Source organism: Phyllobacterium sp. 01N428 (assembly GCF_056399405.1).
The window spans coordinates 1,244,169-1,260,248 of sequence record NZ_JBFTRH010000001.1 but is presented as its reverse complement, the minus strand read 5'-3'; the positions used below and the strand labels follow the sequence as shown (position 1 = coordinate 1,260,248).

The following is a 16,080-nucleotide window of genomic DNA, read 5'->3' as shown; positions in this document are numbered from 1 at the left end:
CTCGATAGATGCCGCTTATTCGACGGCCATCGGTGCGCCCCAACCGGCCCATACATAGATGGAAAAGAAGAGGAACAGCCAGACGACGTCAACGAAGTGCCAGTACCAGGCTGCAGCTTCGAAGCCGAAATGCTTCTGCGGGGTGAAGTCGCCGCGAATCGAGCGCAACAGGCAGACCGCCAGGAAGATCGTGCCGATGATGACGTGGAAACCATGGAAGCCGGTCGCCATGAAGAAGGTCGCGCCGTAGATCGAATCCTTGAAGGCGAACGGTGCGTGCACATATTCGTAGGCCTGCACGAAAGTGAAGAGCATGCCGAGCAGAACCGTCAGGGTGAGGCCTGTGATGAGGCCCTTGCGATCATTGTGGATGAGCGCATGGTGCGCCCAGGTAACGGTCGTTCCCGAAAGCAGCAGGATGATCGTGTTGTAGAGGGGCAGATGCAGCGGATCGATCACCTCGATGCCCTTGGGCGGCCAGATGCCACCGGTAAAGGCGGTACGGGCAACCTGCTCGACCTCGCCCGGGAACAGGCTTGCGTCGAAGAATGCCCAGAACCAGGCAACGAAGAACATCACCTCCGAGGCGATGAACATGATCATGCCGTAGCGCAGGTGCAGTTGGACAACGCGGGTATGATGGCCCTGCTTGCTCTCCTTGATCGTATCCGACCACCAGCCGTACATGGTGTAAAGGATGATCACGAGACCGATGAGGAAAATCCATGGGCTTGTCAGGTTGGCCCTGAACAGCACGAGTTCACCGCCGGCATGGTAGCGCATGAATGCGATACCGCCGAGGGCCAGGACGAAGGCACCGACCGATCCGAGGAACGGCCACGGACTTGGATCGATGATGTGGTAGTCGTGATGTTTCTGGTGTGCTTCGGCCATTCTAACCCCCGCAATTTCTGTTCATCTGTAAGACACCGGCCAGAGCCGGCGCAAGTTCAAAGCTGTCCTGACCCGTTCTCTTTCTTGATATCGGTGTTGGCGGCAAGCGGGGCCGGCATTGCGATGGGGAAGAACGTGTAGGACAGGGTGATGGTATTGACGCCCTTCAGTTCGGGCGCGTTGACAATGTCCGGATCGACAAAGAAGACGACCGGCATTTCAAGGTCTTCACCAGGCTTGAGCACCGTATCGGTGAAGCAGAAGCACTCGACCTTGTTGAAATAGGCGCCGGCGGCCTGCGGCGTAACGTTGAAAGCCGCGCGTCCCGCTGTCGGTTTGTCGGCGATACTCTTTGCCTCGTACTTGATCAACGAGGTCTCACCGATCTTCATCGTGACTTCGCGCTGCACGGGCTCGAATTTCCACGGCAGTGCGCCGGAGGTGTTCGCATCAAAGCGGACCGTGATCGTCTTGTCGAGAATCGTGTCCGACATCTGTTCGACTCGTTGCGTCGTCCCGCCATATCCGGTCACCTGGCAGAACATCGCGTAGAGCGGAACCGCCGCAAAGGCCATGCCAACCATGCCGAAGAAGAAAGCAAGGCACGAAATCGCAATCGTGCGATCCGAAACCTTCCGCTTCCGCCCGGATGGCGCATTTGCGCTCTTTACGGTTTCCTCAGACATTGAACCACTCATTACATCGGCCGGATCAGGATGTTGGCGCCGAGCTTCGCCCAGGTGCCGACATAGACGATGATGACAAAAGCAGCGAGCGCCAGCGCAAGTGCGATAGAACGGCTGCGCTGCGCCTTCTTCTGCTTGTCGGTTAGGGTCACGCGATCATTGCTCATATCAGGCACCTGCCAATAGTAGTGCTTTGCGCACGAGAATTTCGCCGAGAAGGACAGCGTAGATTCCGAAGAGGTAGAGGATGGAGAAGGCGAACATCTTCTTTGCCGGCTTGATCATGTCCTTGCCCACCGGCGCCCGCCATACCCGCCAGGCATAGACGATGAAAGCGACGCCCATGGCCGCGGCGAAAAGGCCGTAGGCCGGGCCGGCGAAGCCCATGATCCATGGCAGAACCGCAACGGGCGACACAAGGAGCGTATAGAGAAAAATCTGGAACTTGGTCGATGCCGGACCCATCACATTCGGCATCATCGGGATCTTCGCCTTTTCATAGTCGTCCGACATGAACAGCGACAGCGCCCAGAAATGCGGCGGCGTCCACAGAAAGATGATCATGAACAGCACGATGCTTTCCATGCTCACCGAATTGGTAACGCAAGCCCAGCCGATCATGGGCGGGAATGAACCGGCGGCTCCGCCGATGACGATGTTCTGCGGTGTCGAACGCTTCAGCCACATCGTATAGACGACCGCATAGAAGAATATCGTAAAGGCCAGCAGGAATGCCGAAAGCACATTGACGAAAAGGCCGAGCGTGACGACCGAAAACGCCGAGAGCAACAGGCCGAAGGTCAGCACTTCCTCGCGGCTGATACGCCCGGCGGGAATCGGCCGCTTGGCCGTGCGCTTCATCACGGCATCGATATCGGCGTCGTACCACATGTTGAGTGCGCCCGAGGCCCCTGCCCCGACGGCGATACAAAGGATAGCTATGCCCGCAAGCACCGGATTGATATGTCCCGGCGCCGCCAGCAAGCCGACAAGTGCGGTGAAGACCACGAGCGACATAACCCGCGGCTTGAGCAGCACGACATAATCCGACGCACTGGCCTCCGAAAGGCCGATGCTCGTATCCATGCTCGCGTTTTTCTCAACCAATGCCATTTGTTCGTTCTTGCTGCAGTCCGATAGATTGTCGTCAGGGCCATCCGGACCACTACCATGAATGGTCCGGACAGCCATTGTCTTACTTGATACGCGGGAGCTGTTCCCACTGGTGGAACGGCGGCGGCGAAGAAAGCTGCCATTCCAGCGTGGTCGCACCGACGCCCCATGGGTTTGCCCCTGCCTCACGCTTCTTGGCAAAAGCCTCGAAGACACCGAAGAGGAAGATCAGCACGGCAACACCGGAAATGTACGAACCGATCGACGATACTTCGTTCCAGCCGGCAAAGGCGACCGGATAGTCGATATAGCGGCGCGGCATGCCGGCAAGGCCGAGGAAGTGCTGCGGGAAGAACACGAGGTTCACGCCGATGAACATCACCCAGAAGTGCGTGTTGGCGATCGCGTGGTTGTACATGTAACCCGTCATCTTCGGGAACCAATAGTACCAGCCGGCGAAGATACCGAACACGGCGCCGAGCGAAAGCACGTAGTGGAAGTGTGCAATCACGTAGTAGGTGTCGTGCATGGCGCGGTCGAGACCGGCATTGGCGAGCTGGACGCCCGTCACGCCGCCAATGGTGAAGAGGAAGATGAACCCGATCGCCCAGATCATCGGCGGCTTGAATTCGATCGAGCCGCCCCACATCGTTGCGATCCACGAGAAGATCTTCACGCCCGTCGGCACGGCGATGACCATCGTCGCGAAGACGAAGTAACGCTGGGTCTCGAGCGAGAGACCGACGGTGTACATGTGGTGCGCCCAGACGATGAAGCCGACGACGCCGATGGCAACCATTGCATAGGCCATGCCGAGGTAGCCGAAGATAGGCTTCTTCGAGAAGGTCGAGACAATGTGGCTGATGATGCCGAAGGCCGGCAGGATCATGATGTAAACTTCCGGATGACCGAAGAACCAGAACAGATGCTGGAACAGCAGCGGATCGCCGCCACCTTCAGGCGAGAAGAAGGTCGTGCCGAAATTGCGGTCGGTCAGAAGCATGGTGATGCCGCCAGCCAGAACCGGCAAGGCCAGAAGCAGCAGGAAGGCGGTAATCAGCACCGACCAGGCAAAGAGCGGCATCTTGTGCAACGTCATGCCCGGAGCGCGCATGTTGAAGATCGTGGTGATGAAGTTGATCGCACCGAGGATCGAGGACGCACCGGCGATATGCAGCGAAAGGATCGCGAAATCCATCGCCGGCCCGGGCTGGCCCGTGGTCGAATAGGGCGGATAAATCGTCCAGCCGCCACCGGTGCCGTAGCCGCCGGCAGGACCCGGAACGAACATCGACAGGATGAGGAGCAGGAGCGCTGGCGGGAGCAGCCAGAACGAGATGTTGTTCATGCGCGGGAACGCCATGTCCGGCGCACCGATCATGATCGGAACCATCCAGTTGGCAAAGCCGCCGATGAGCGCGGGCATGACCATGAAGAAGATCATGATGAGGCCGTGCGCCGTCGAGAAGACGTTGTACATCTGCTTGGCGCCGTCGATGGCGGCGTCGCCTTCATAGCCATAGACCATGGACGCAAGGCCATGGAAAATCTGGATGCCGGGCTGTTGCAGCTCGGCGCGCATAGCGATCGAAAGAGAACCGCCAATGAGACCGGCCACGATCGCGAAGATCAGATACAGCGTACCGATATCCTTGTGGTTGGTCGAATAAACCCAACGCGTCCAGCCTGTCGGCTTATGAGCGTCGTGGGCTTCGTGAGCTGCAGAACCTGCCATCAAAGTGCTCCCGTTCCTAATCTAGTGCGTCAGCCAGCTCAGTTGCCGGCGACGTTCACGTTCTTGTCTGCGTCGATTTTCGCGGTCAACGCCTTGTATGCGCCCGGAAGATCCTTTCCGGCGGCGGCGAACCACGTATCGTATTGTTGCTGCGAGACCACATGGATCGCAATCGGCATGTAGGCATGGTCCTTGCCGCAAATCTGCGAGCATTGACCGTAGTAGAGGCCTTCCTTTTCCGCCTTGAACCAGGTCTCGTTGCTGCGGCCTGTGACGGCATCCATCTTCACGCCGAAAGCCGGCATGGAGAAGGAATGGATCACGTCGGCGCCGGTGACGAGGAGGCGGACCGTGGTATTGACCGGCACGACCATCTCGTTGTCGACGGCGAGGAGGTATGGGAAAGCTTCGCGATCTTCCTTGCCAAGTGTGGGGCGGTCGGCATCCTTCAGAAGCACCGAATCGAACGAAACCGGCGCTTCACCGGCCTGATACTCATAGCCCCAATACCACTGGTAGCCGGTTGCCTTGATCGTCAGCTTGGGCTCTTCGGGAGAATATTGGGCTGTCAGGAGCTGGAAGGAGGGAATTGCCAGGAAAAGCAGGATGACGACCGGTCCAACCGTCCAGACGATCTCGACCGCCGTGTTGTGGCTGGTCTTCGAAGGGACCGGATTGGCGCTCGCACGATAGCGAATCATAACCCAGGCCAGAAGCACCATCACGAAAAGCGTAATCGGGACGATAAACCACAAAGTATAGCGCTCGAACCAGACGATCTGCTCCATGATGCCGGTAGCAGCGGGTTGGAACGTCATCTGCCAGGGCTCGGGCTTTGCTGCATGAGCAGCTGTTCCAGCACCGAGCAGGCCACCCAGGACACCCATCAGCGTGACAAAATTCTTCTTCACCTAGAAATCTCCCGAATGAAGCTTTGATTCCATACGATAACACCGGGCGCAGGAAGGCCCGGTCATATGCCGCGTTCAAACCACACATTAGCTTACATCGCAAGGAAGGCGAACGTGATCTCATGCGGCATTTTTGCGCGCAGCTTTCCATTGCGGAAGCGCATGCCGGCTTGAACGGGCATGTTTTTTCGCATTCGCCGCGTTTTTGCTGCCCAAGGCATAAAAGGGCTCACAATCCGGCCATTATTGCATTACACGACACATTCGACGGTCGCTCTATGCTGGGGAGTGTTGGTGCGGCATTCTTTTCATCTTCGACGGGTAGGTTTAACGTCTGGATGATTCGTTTTGGAGCCTATATGTCGTTTTTTCCGCTACGCAGTATCGCCATCGGCCTGCTTACCCTGTCGCTGACCGCCCTTGCGGGCACTGCCATGGCAGCGCAGCAGAGCGGTACGGTCAAATCCACGCATGGAGCATGGTCGATCCTTTGCGATACGCCCGCGGGCGCCAAATCCGAACAGTGCGCTCTCATACAAAATGTCGTCGCCGCCGACCGGCCCGAAATGGGCCTCTCCGTCGTCGTGCTGAAGACTGCCGACAACAAGGCTAAAATCCTGCGGGTGCTCGCGCCCCTCGGCGTCCTCTTACCCAACGGCCTCGGCCTCAATGTCGATGGCAAGGACATTGGCCGCGCCTATTTCGTGCGCTGCTTCGAAGATGGCTGTTATGCGGAAGTCATACTCGAAGACCAACTGGTCCAGACATTGAAGACCGGCAAGGCCGCAACCTTCATTGTATTCCAGACGCCCGAGGAAGGCATTGGTATTCCCGTCGAACTCAACGGGTTTGGCGAAGGCTTCGACGCCCTTCCATAGACGGCTCATATCAACAAACGCGCGCGTCTTGTACTTGTCGTGGGCCGATGAATGGCCTACATGCCGTTCATGTATTTTGAAATGGACGTTTTATTATGAAAAGCCTTATCGACAGTTTTGATGTGCCCCGTGAAAAAGTCCTTGAAACGGTCAAGCAAAGCCTTGCCGGCGCCGACGATGGCGAACTGTTTCTCGAGTACAGAGAATCGGAAGGCCTTGTCTTCGACAATGGCCGCCTGAAGAACGGGTCTTTCAATCAGGATCAGGGCTTTGGCCTGCGCGCCGTTGCTGGTGAAGGCGTCGGCTATGCTCACGCGGGCGAGTTGTCGCTTGGTGCCCTGAAGCGCGCCGCCGATGCCGCTTCCGCCATCCGGACCGGTTATGCCGGCACCTATACCGCTGCCCCGCCCGGAACCAATCGCAGCCTCTATAGCGACGAAAATCCGCTCGGGTCGCCGACATTCGAGGCGAAAGTCAAGTTGCTGCAGGAGATCGACGCCTACCTTCGCGACAAGGATCCCAAGGTTCGCCAGGTCTCGGTATCGCTCGCTGGATCGTGGCAGCAGGTCGAGATTTTGCGCGCCGACGGCCATTTCGTGCGCGACATACGTCCGATGGTCCGCCTCAACGTCAGTGTCGTCGTCGGTGAAGGTGACCGCCAGGAAAGCGGCTCGTTCGGCACCGGCGGCCGCAAGGGTTTCGGCGAGTTCGTCGCGACCGACAAATGGCATCACGCCGCGGACGAAGCACTGCGACAGGCGCTCGTTAATCTCGAAGCGATCCCCGCCCCCGCCGGCACCATGGATATCGTGCTTTCGAGTGGTTGGCCCGGCGTCATGCTGCACGAAGCGGTCGGCCATGGCCTCGAAGGCGATTTCAATCGCAAGAAGACGTCCGCCTTTGCCGGGCTGCTCGGACAGCGCGTCGCCTCGAAGGGCGTCACCGTGGTCGATGACGGGACCATTGCGGAACGGCGCGGATCGTTGACCATCGACGACGAGGGCATGCCGACAAACAAGACGGTATTGATCGAAGACGGCATTCTCGTCGGCTACATGCAGGACCGGCAGAACGCCCGTCTCATGGGCATGCAACCGACCGGCAATGGCCGGCGCGAATCCTACGCGCACGTGCCGATGCCACGTATGACCAACACCTATATGCTCGACGGCGACAAGACGCCCGAGGAAATCATCGCTTCGGTCAAGAAGGGTATCTACGCCGTCTCGTTCGGCGGCGGTCAGGTCGATATCACCTCCGGCAAGTTCGTCTTCGGCTGCACCGAGGCCTATCTGATCGAGAATGGCAAGGTCGGTGCGCCGATCAAGGGCGCCATGCTGATCGGCAACGGACCGGACGCGATGCAGCGCATCTCTATGATCGGCAATGACCTGCAGCTTGATACCGGGATGGGTATGTGCGGCAAGGCGGGACAGTCCGTACCCGTCGGCGTCGGCCAACCGCATCTGCGCATGGACCAGATGACGGTCGGCGGCACCTCGGTTTAACCGGCCTTTATCGGTGTAGACAGGCAAGTTTCACCACTCTGTCCTGCCGGACAGAGGGGTGCCTCCAATTCAAGCCTCTATTTCTTGCTCAACAGCGCCACGGCCTCGACATGGGGCGACCAAAGAAACTGGTCGATCGGGATCACCCGGTCGATCCGGTAGCCGCCCTTGACGAGAATGCTCAAGTCTCGTGCCAGGGTGACGGGATTGCATGACACCGCCGCGACTTTCGGCACGGTGGATTTGGCAATCTCCATCGATTGCGCTTCGGCGCCGGCACGCGGCGGATCGAAAACAAGTCCGTTGAAGGGCGCGAGTTCACGGGCAAGAAACGGCCGGCGGAAGAGATCGCGGCGCTCGGCGGTCACCGGCTTCAGGCCCTGCACCTGGCGCACGCTACGGTCGAGCGCGGCCACCGCCGCTGCATCGCCCTCCACCGCATGCACCGCGGATTTCTCGGCAATGCGCAAGGCGAACGTGCCGGCACCCGCAAAAAGGTCGAGCGTCTTCTTGGCCTTGGCAAGATGGGCGGTCACCAGAGCTGCCATGGCGTTTTCTGCATCGACTGTCGCCTGCAGGAAGCCGCCGGCTGGCAAAAACACCGGCACCCTGCCGAATTGAACCATGGGCCTGCGCGGTTCGACGATGATTTCGCCTTCATAGGTCAAGCGGGCAAAGCCCTTCTTCAGCACCAGCGCCGTCAGGGCCTGGCGCTTTGCGGCGTCCGGGGCCTGGCAACCCGAGACCATGATGTCGAGACCCGAGGCCGTTGCCGTCACGGTCAACCGAAACGGCTTCATCCCCCCACCGATAACCGCAACGAGATCGCGCAGGTCATCAAGGCGCGACACGATATCGGGCAGGGTCACCGGGCATTCCGAAATGTCGATGAGATCATGGCTGAGATGGCGATTGAAGCCGAGCACCGCGCCGTGATCGCTCGTGCGAGCCGCGAACACCACGCGCCGGCGGGTCTGCGGCATGCAGGGCACCAGCGGTTCAAGATCGAAAGCGAGCCCCCTTCCCGCAAGGGCTTCCTGAACCAGCGAGCGCTTCCACACCCGATAGGGTTCATCCTGCCAATGTTGCAGCGCGCAGCCGCCGCACTCTTCGAAGTGGCGGCAGGCAGGGGCGATGCGCTCCGGCGAGGCTTCGAGCAAAGCCATGAGCGTGCCCCGGCCATTGTCAAGCGCGATATTGGCCGTCTCGCCCGGAAGTGAGAACGGAACGTAGGCGATCCCGGATGCTGTCGAGGCAATGCCATCGCCGCCCGCTCCCATCTTCTCGATTGTAACGCGTGTGCTCATCAAACTTTTCTTTTCAATCCGGCGAGAAGATACTCGCGGTTGCCGTCGCCGCCTTCGATCGGCGAAGGACAAAGTCCGAGCGCGTTCCAGTCCGGCATTGCATCAAGCCATTTCATTAGATCATCCGCCACCCGTTCACCATCCTTCGGGTCGCGCAAAATTCCGCCCTTGCCGATGGCCTCGCGCCCCGCTTCGAATTGCGGCTTGACGAGGAGGACGCAGTGCGACCCGGGTTCGGCCAGATCGAGGGCTGGCGGCAATGCAAGTTTCAGCGAGATGAAACTGACGTCGGAGACGACGAGATCGGCCTTCAGGCCGCCAAGATGGTCTCGGGTCAGTTCCCGCGCATTGAGCGATTCAAGGTTGGTTATCCGCGGGTCGCCGCGCAGCCGCTCATGCAACTGTCCGTGCCCTACGTCGACAGCTATGACATGGGCCGCGCCGCGTTCAATCAGCACTTGCGTGAAGCCGCCGGTCGAAGCGCCGATATCCAGGGCTGCTCGCCCAGCAACGGGAATGCCGAAATGGTCGAGGCCGGCAATGAGCTTGAGCGCAGCGCGGGAAACGTAGGCGCTGGCGGGGTCGTCAACGAGGATGATGGCGGCTGCGCCAATCACCGCGCCCGGCTTGGTGACGACGGCACCATCCACTTTGACAGTCCCACGCACGATCGCATCGCGGGCGCGCGAGCGGCTGGCAAAGAGGTCTCGTTCGACTAGAAGCTGGTCAAGCCGCATTGTCACGCGCGTGCTGGCGCAACCAGTTGATCGCGTCCGAGCGCACTGAAAACGGCCTGTACAATACCGGCGCTGTCGAGCCCGGCGCGCGCATACATGGCTTCGGGCTTGGCGTGATCCTGATAGGCGTCCGGCAGGGTCAGCACGCGGACGCGCAGGCCATGGTCGAGAAGCCCGTCGCGGCTGAGGAAATGCAGCACGTGCGAGGCGAAGCCGCCGACCGCGCCTTCCTCGACGGTGACGAGAACCTCGTGTTCGCGCGCGAGGCGGCGAATGAGGTCCTCGTCGAGCGGCTTGGCGAACCGTGCATCGGCGACCGTGGTGGAAAGACCGGCGGCGTCGAGTTCATCGGCGGCAGCGAGGCACTCCTGCAAGCGCGTTCCGAATGACAGCAGCGCGACCTTGCCGCCCTCGCGGACAATGCGGCCCTTGCCGATCTCGAGGATCGCCCCACGCTCCGGCAGGTCGACGCCCACGCCATCGCCGCGCGGGTAGCGGAAGGAAATCGGACCTTCATCGTAAGCGGCGGCCGTGCGGACCATATGGCGAAGCTCGGCCTCGTCCGATGCGGCCATGACGACAAAACCCGGCAAGGCGGCAAGAAAGCCGGTGTCGAACGATCCGGCGTGCGTTGCGCCGTCGGCGCCGACAAGTCCAGCGCGGTCGATCGGAAAGCGTACGGGCAAGTTCTGCAACGACACGTCATGGACGACCTGATCATAGCCGCGCTGCAGGAAAGTCGAATAAATGGCGGCGAAGGGCTTGTATCCTTCGCTCGCCATGCCGGCCGCAAAAGTTACCGCATGCTGTTCGGCAATGCCGACGTCGAACGTGCGCTGCGGAAATACTTCCCCGAAGAGATCGAGACCGGTTCCGCCTGGCATCGCCGCCGTAACAGCGACGATCCTGTCGTCATGGCGCGCTTCCTCGATGAGGCTCGTCGCGAAGACCTTGGTATAACTCGGTGCGTTTGCAGGCGGTTTTGCCTGCGCGCCGGTGATCACGTCGAACTTGTTGACGCCATGATATTTGTCGGCTGCCGCCTCGGCAGGGGCATAGCCCTTGCCCTTTTGCGTGACGACGTGGATCAAGACCGGACCGTCCATCGTGTCTCGCACGTTCTTCAGAACCGGAAGTAGATGATCGAGCTTATGGCCATCGATCGGGCCGACATAATAGAAGCCGAGCTCCTCGAACATGGTGCCGCCAGTCCAGAAACCGCGCGCATATTCTTCCGAGAGCCGCGCCTTCTCCTGCAGGAATTTCGGCAGTTTCTTCGCCAATTGCTTTGCCGTCTCGCGAAACGTGCGATAGGCCCGGCCGGAAACGAGGCGCGCAAGATAGGCGCTCATTGCGCCGGTCGGCGGCGCAATCGACATGTCGTTGTCGTTGAGAATGACCACGAGCCGCGCATCGAGCGCGCCGGCATTGTTCATCGCCTCGTAGGCCATGCCCGCCGACATGGCGCCATCGCCGATGACCGAGACGACATTGCGCCTCGTTCCGGCGAGGTCGCTGGCGACAGCCATGCCGAGCCCGGCGGAAATCGAGGTGGACGAATGGGCAGCGCCGAATGGATCGTATTCGCTTTCGCTCCGCCTGGTGAAACCGGAAAGTCCGCCCTCCTGGCGCAGGGTCCGGATGCGGTCGCGCCGACCGGTCAGGATCTTGTGCGGATAGGCCTGATGGCCGACATCCCAGATGATACGGTCGTGAGGCGTGTTGAAGACATGGTGGAGCGCAATGGTGAGCTCGACGACGCCGAGGCCCGCGCCAAGATGACCACCGGTCGTCGACACCGCATCGATAAGCTCGGTGCGCAGCTCAGAAGCGAGTTGCGGCAGGTCCGACTCCGGTAGCGCGCGCAGGTCCGAGGGGATCTTGACGCGGTCGAGCAGCGGTGTGTCAAAATTCTTGGCCAAGGTGCGAGGCTCCGTTTAAAAGTCAGGCGTTCCTAGAGTAAATCGACCTGTGCGGCAAGGAGCCGGGCCTTTGCCCTACCCCTCCGGCAGGGGAATGAATTCTTCTTCGTCGCCAGGGACAATATCGAAGCGGCCGCTGCGCCACTCTTCCTTGGCCTGTTCGATACGCTCCTTGGACGACGAGACGAAATTCCACCAGATATAGCGCTGAGAGGGCAGAGCTGCGCCGCCAAAAAGCATGAAATGCGCGCCTTCCGGTGCGCTGATGATGATTTCGTCGCCGCTGCGAAACGCCAGCAGGCGGTCAGCCGGGAATGTCTCGCCGGCGACCTCGACCGGGCCTTCCAGCGTATAGATCGCCCGCTCTTCGGCCGCTGTCCCCGGTATCTGGATGCGTTTTCCGGGTGCAAGGCGAATATCGACATAGAGCGTTTCGGCGTGCTGCTTTACCGCTGACTTGGCGCCGTGGAATGTTCCCATGACCACGCGCACGTCGATGCCGTTTTCGCTCATCGAAGGAAGCTCGGCAACACCGGTATTGGCAAAGGCCGGGTCGATCTCTTCGAGATGGTCGGGCAAGGCGAGCCAGGTCTGCAGGCCGGAAATCGGCAGCGGCTCCTTGCGCAATTCTTCCGGCGACCGCTCCGAATGGACGATGCCGCGCCCCGCCGTCATCAGGTTCACGTCGCCTGGACGAATAACCATTTCGGTGCCGAGGCTGTCGCGATGGCGTATCTGGCCGTCGAAAAGGTAGGTCACTGTCGAGAGTCCAATATGGGGGTGCGGGCGCACGTCGATCCCTTGGCTCGGACGCAGAATTGCCGGGCCCATGCGGTCGAAAAAGATGAAAGGGCCGACGAGCCGGCGCTTGGCAGTCGGCAGCGCGCGGCGCACTTCAAGATTGCCGATATCGCTGGTGCGAGGAATGATCAGCGTTTCGATGGCGTCGGCGGCGGTCCGGTCGCCGGGCTCGGGGTCATTGCCAGGGAAAAAGCTCATGGGCGCACTCCTTGGGTCACACCACGACCCGAATTGATACCAACCATAGAGTCCCGGCGCGCCGTTGAACAGCGTCGCTCAATTACTCGGGATCAAGCGGCTCGGTGCCGACCGGCTGTCCGTCGCGGCCGAGGCGAATCTTCTCAACCTTGTCTTCGGCCACTTTCAGCAAGGCATCGCAATGTTTCTTCAGCGCTTCGCCGCGCTCGTAGATGCGAATCGACTGTTCGAGTGGCACATCACCGCGCTCGAGGTCATCGACGATCTTTTCCAATTGATCGAGCGCCTGTTCAAAGCTCATGGCAGCGATATCGGTATTGTTCGGGGCGTCTGCCATGGTCAACCTTCCATCAAGCGTTTGATATGCGCGCCCGCGGAGAGCGACATTCCCTTGAGGTCGTAGCCGCCTTCAAGAAGGCTGACAAGGCGATTTCCCGCAAAGCTCCCAGCTCTTTCCATGAGCATGGCGGTTGCCCAGTCGAAATCCTCTTCATCGAGGTTGATTTCGGCGAGCGGATCGCGGCGATGCGCGTCGAAGCCCGCCGAAACGATGATGAGTTCGGGCTGGAAAGTATCGAGCGCGGGCAGAATCCGCGTGGTGAACGCTTCGCGGAAATGGTCGCTGCCGGTCATCGGTGCAAGCGGCGCGTTGACGATATTGCCGGCGCCGGTTTCGGATTTCGCACCGGTGCCGGGATAGAGCGGCATCTGGTGCGTCGAACAATAGAGCACCGAGGGATCGTCCCAGAAAATGTCCTGGGTGCCGTTGCCGTGGTGGACGTCCCAATCGACAATCGCGACCCGTTCGACGCCGTGCGCCTTTTGCGCATGGCGTGCGGCAATCGCGGCATTGTTAAAAAGGCAAAAGCCCATGGCCTTGTTGCGCTCGGCGTGATGGCCGGGCGGGCGCGAGGCAACGAAGACATTGTCCGCCCGCTTGGCAAACACGTCGTCGACGGCGGCGTTAGCCGCGCCGATCGCGGTCAAGGCCGCCTCCCAGCTTTTCGGGCTGACTGTCGTAGCGGCATCGACGCGCGTTAGCCCCTCATCCGGTATTGTGCCGCGGACGCGCTCGATAAATTCCTGCGGATGCGCATAAAGGATCGTCGCCTCATCGCCCATCGGCGCTTCGGCACGGTCCAGACCGTCAAAAGCGCTATCCTCCAGCACCTTGGCGAGCGCGCGCAGCCGGTCGGGACGCTCGGGGTGGCCCGGGAGCGTCAGGTGTTCGAGATAGATCGGATGCGTATAAAGGCGAGTAACCATGAAAACTTTCTGCCCTGCCAAAAGGGCATGAGCATGACCGATCAGTTGCAGAGCGAATTTGCACCGGTCGGAGCAACTTGTTCAAGACGAAAGTGGACGGGTTGGTACGAAAGTCGAATTGACGTGGCGTAGCGAACGACCCTCTCATAACAAGGTCCCGTCAATTGCGCGTGAACACATGACTACCATCGCCGATGTCAAGAAACTCGTCGCTCCCTTGCTCGAGCGCCACAGTGACCTCGCGCTCGTCAATCGTAAGCTGATCATCAAGCCGGTGCGACATGTCCTACGATTTGTATGCATAGATCGTCGGAGTGACCCGTTCACGTTTGCTGCCGATACAGCCGTGAACCTGTCGTTTTTGAACTTTGGCGGTTGGTCGCTGAGCGGTGGGCGAATGCTCTACATACCGGGACGGCTTTGGGACACGCGCGATCCGGAATCTCTGCAGCTTCTGCGCGATATGATCGAGTTCGAGGCGCTGCCTGAGTTGCGCGCCATCAATACGATCGACGATTTCGTCGCACACCGCTCGAATGACCCGGAAAATTCGCGGTACTTTTTTGCCGATCCTGAACTCCTGGCGACGATTGCCATCGTCAAAGGCGATCTCGACAAGGCGGCATCGATCCTTGACGCGGGCTTGGCCAGTGGCAAACAGGATTGCGTGCCCAAATATTATCCCCTGCTTCTCGCCCGCGACCAGCAAGGCCTCCTTGATTTCTTCCGCAAGCAGCAACTGAACTCGATCGCGGCGCTCAAACTTGAAAGCTACTTCGAGCCGGCGCCCTTCCCGGTCGAGTTGCAGGGTGCAACCGCGCGCTAGGCTTCGCTCAAGGCCTGCGTAAGATCTGCGACCAGATCGTCCGGATGCTCGATGCCGATCGACAGGCGGACGGTCGAATCGAGAACGCCTATACGCTGGCGCACATCGAAAGGCACGCCCGAATGCGTCATCGTCGCCGGGTGGCTGGCAAGTGATTCCGTGCCGCCGAGGCTCACCGCAAGCTTCAAGATCTGCAAGGCATTCAGGAACTTGAACGCCGCAGGCTGACCGCCGACAATATCGAACGAGAAGGTGGAACCCGCGCCGGTGCATTGCGCCGCGAAGGTCTTGCCGAGCGGCGATGACGGGTCATGATAAGGCAGGTAGTGGATTTTCTCGACCTTCGGGTGCTCGCGCAAAAAGTCGGCGATGATGGCCGCATTGTTATTCGCCTTCTCCATTCTAATCCCAAGCGTTTCAAGCGAACGGCCGAGCATCCAGCACGAATGCGGATCGAGCTGGGTGCCGATAGCGCCGCGCAGCGCCTTGACCTGTTTCATGACGGCCTTGGAGCCGAGGGCCGCGCCCGCGATAAGATCGGAATGGCCGCCGACATATTTGGTCAGGGAATAGAGCGAAATATCAGCGCCATGCTCGATGGGGCGCTGGAACACCGGCCCGAGCAACGTGTTGTCGCAGGCGATCACTGGGCGATGGCCTTGCGTTTCGGCAATTGCGTCGGCAACCCGGCGGATCATCGCCACGTCAACCAGGCTGTTCGTCGGATTGGCTGGCGTTTCGATCAAGATCACGGAGACCCGCCCGCGCTTCATCGCGTCCTCGGCGGCAGCTTGAACGGTTGTCTCGTTCACACCGTCGGCAAAGCCGACTGCGGCCACGCCCATGTTGAGGAAGGTCTTCGCAAGCAGCGTTTCCGTGCCGCCGTAAAGCGGCTGCGAATGAAGGATTGCATCGCCGGGACGGACGAAGGCGAGGAGCGTCGTTGCGATGGCCGACATGCCGGACGAGAACAGGGCACAGCTTTCCGTACGCTCGTAGACGGCAAGCCTGTCCTCGACGATTTCGCTGTTGGGATGGTTGAAGCGCGAATAGACGAGCCCGGCGCCGGTGCCCTCCGGCGGCTCACGCCGGCCCGAGACGAAATCGAAGAAATCGCGTCCCTCCTCCGCCGATTTGAAAACGAAGGTCGAGGTGAGAAAGACTGGCGGCTTCACCGCGCCTTCAGACAATTCCGGATCATAACCGTAATTGAGCATCAGGGTTTCAGGATGCAACTCGTGATTGCCGATGCGGGTTTTGGAGGGATGGGGCGCGGTCATAACAGTCTCCTCGCTGGT

The 16,080-nt window shown here is 60.1% G+C and carries 16 protein-coding genes; 3 read left to right on the top strand and 13 right to left on the bottom strand.

Annotated elements, in window-relative coordinates; translation table 11 throughout:
* Positions 1-15: 15 nt before the first annotated feature.
* From AC1DNI_RS06205 to coxB, 6 genes are all read right to left on the bottom strand, one after another.
* Complete coding sequence (locus AC1DNI_RS06205) at positions 16-894, bottom strand: cytochrome c oxidase subunit 3 (protein ID WP_027230071.1); 879 nt, start codon at positions 892-894, stop codon at positions 16-18.
* A gap of 56 nt (positions 895-950) precedes the next feature.
* Positions 951-1,580, bottom strand: coding sequence for a cytochrome c oxidase assembly protein (locus AC1DNI_RS06200; RefSeq protein WP_477691196.1), 630 nt, complete (start codon positions 1,578-1,580; stop codon positions 951-953).
* 11 nt (positions 1,581-1,591) lie between these two features.
* Positions 1,592-1,747: a hypothetical protein gene (locus tag AC1DNI_RS06195; RefSeq protein ID WP_027230073.1), complete on the bottom strand. Its 156-nt coding sequence runs from the start codon at positions 1,745-1,747 to the stop codon at positions 1,592-1,594.
* Position 1,748: 1 nt separating this feature from the next.
* Positions 1,749-2,693 (bottom strand): heme o synthase, encoded by a 945-nt coding sequence (cyoE, locus tag AC1DNI_RS06190; RefSeq protein WP_477691195.1) that lies wholly within the window; start codon positions 2,691-2,693, stop codon positions 1,749-1,751.
* A gap of 82 nt (positions 2,694-2,775) precedes the next feature.
* The gene (gene ctaD, locus AC1DNI_RS06185) at positions 2,776-4,428 is read right to left on the bottom strand and encodes a cytochrome c oxidase subunit I (RefSeq protein ID WP_027230075.1); all 1,653 of its coding nucleotides are present in this window, start codon (positions 4,426-4,428) and stop codon (positions 2,776-2,778) included.
* 38 nt (positions 4,429-4,466) lie between these two features.
* Complete coding sequence (coxB, locus tag AC1DNI_RS06180; protein ID WP_036813808.1) at positions 4,467-5,315, bottom strand: cytochrome c oxidase subunit II; 849 nt, start codon at positions 5,313-5,315, stop codon at positions 4,467-4,469.
* Between the two features lie 383 nt (positions 5,316-5,698).
* Here coxB and AC1DNI_RS06175 point away from each other — a divergent pair, with 383 nt between their 5' ends.
* Both AC1DNI_RS06175 and tldD read left to right on the top strand, forming a co-directional pair.
* Positions 5,699-6,217: an invasion associated locus B family protein gene (locus tag AC1DNI_RS06175; protein WP_027230076.1), complete on the top strand. Its 519-nt coding sequence runs from the start codon at positions 5,699-5,701 to the stop codon at positions 6,215-6,217.
* A 95-nt stretch (positions 6,218-6,312) separates the two neighbouring features.
* Positions 6,313-7,725: a metalloprotease TldD gene (gene tldD, locus AC1DNI_RS06170; RefSeq protein WP_477691194.1), complete on the top strand. Its 1,413-nt coding sequence runs from the start codon at positions 6,313-6,315 to the stop codon at positions 7,723-7,725.
* Positions 7,726-7,802: 77 nt separating this feature from the next.
* On the opposite strand, the gene AC1DNI_RS06165 is transcribed toward tldD, so the two are convergent.
* The 6 genes from AC1DNI_RS06165 to AC1DNI_RS06140 form a co-directional block, all read right to left on the bottom strand.
* Positions 7,803-9,032, bottom strand: coding sequence for a class I SAM-dependent RNA methyltransferase (locus AC1DNI_RS06165; protein WP_477691193.1), 1,230 nt, complete (start codon positions 9,030-9,032; stop codon positions 7,803-7,805).
* Complete coding sequence (locus AC1DNI_RS06160) at positions 9,032-9,769, bottom strand: TlyA family RNA methyltransferase (protein WP_477691192.1); 738 nt, start codon at positions 9,767-9,769, stop codon at positions 9,032-9,034. Before AC1DNI_RS06160 ends, AC1DNI_RS06165 begins: the two co-directional genes overlap by 1 nt.
* A 2-nt stretch (positions 9,770-9,771) precedes the next feature.
* Complete coding sequence (gene dxs / locus AC1DNI_RS06155) at positions 9,772-11,691, bottom strand: 1-deoxy-D-xylulose-5-phosphate synthase (RefSeq protein WP_477691191.1); 1,920 nt, start codon at positions 11,689-11,691, stop codon at positions 9,772-9,774.
* Positions 11,692-11,766: 75 nt separating this feature from the next.
* On the bottom strand, positions 11,767-12,690 hold the full coding sequence (locus tag AC1DNI_RS06150) for a pirin family protein (protein ID WP_091919445.1): 924 nt from the start codon (positions 12,688-12,690) through the stop codon (positions 11,767-11,769).
* 82 nt (positions 12,691-12,772) lie between these two features.
* On the bottom strand, positions 12,773-13,027 hold the full coding sequence (locus tag AC1DNI_RS06145) for an exodeoxyribonuclease VII small subunit (protein ID WP_027230082.1): 255 nt from the start codon (positions 13,025-13,027) through the stop codon (positions 12,773-12,775).
* Positions 13,028-13,029: 2 nt separating this feature from the next.
* Complete coding sequence (locus tag AC1DNI_RS06140; protein WP_477691190.1) at positions 13,030-13,956, bottom strand: histone deacetylase family protein; 927 nt, start codon at positions 13,954-13,956, stop codon at positions 13,030-13,032.
* A 178-nt stretch (positions 13,957-14,134) separates the two neighbouring features.
* On the opposite strand from AC1DNI_RS06140, the gene AC1DNI_RS06135 reads away from it, so the two are divergent.
* Positions 14,135-14,782 carry a hypothetical protein gene (locus tag AC1DNI_RS06135; protein ID WP_477691189.1) on the top strand — a complete coding sequence of 216 codons (648 nt, stop codon included), beginning with the start codon at positions 14,135-14,137 and terminating at the stop codon, positions 14,780-14,782.
* Here AC1DNI_RS06135 and AC1DNI_RS06130 read toward each other — a convergent pair.
* Positions 14,779-16,062 (bottom strand): cystathionine gamma-synthase family protein, encoded by a 1,284-nt coding sequence (locus AC1DNI_RS06130; protein ID WP_477691188.1) that lies wholly within the window; start codon positions 16,060-16,062, stop codon positions 14,779-14,781. The two genes, AC1DNI_RS06135 and AC1DNI_RS06130, sit on opposite strands and share 4 nt — an antisense overlap.
* Positions 16,063-16,080: the final 18 nt, after the last annotated feature.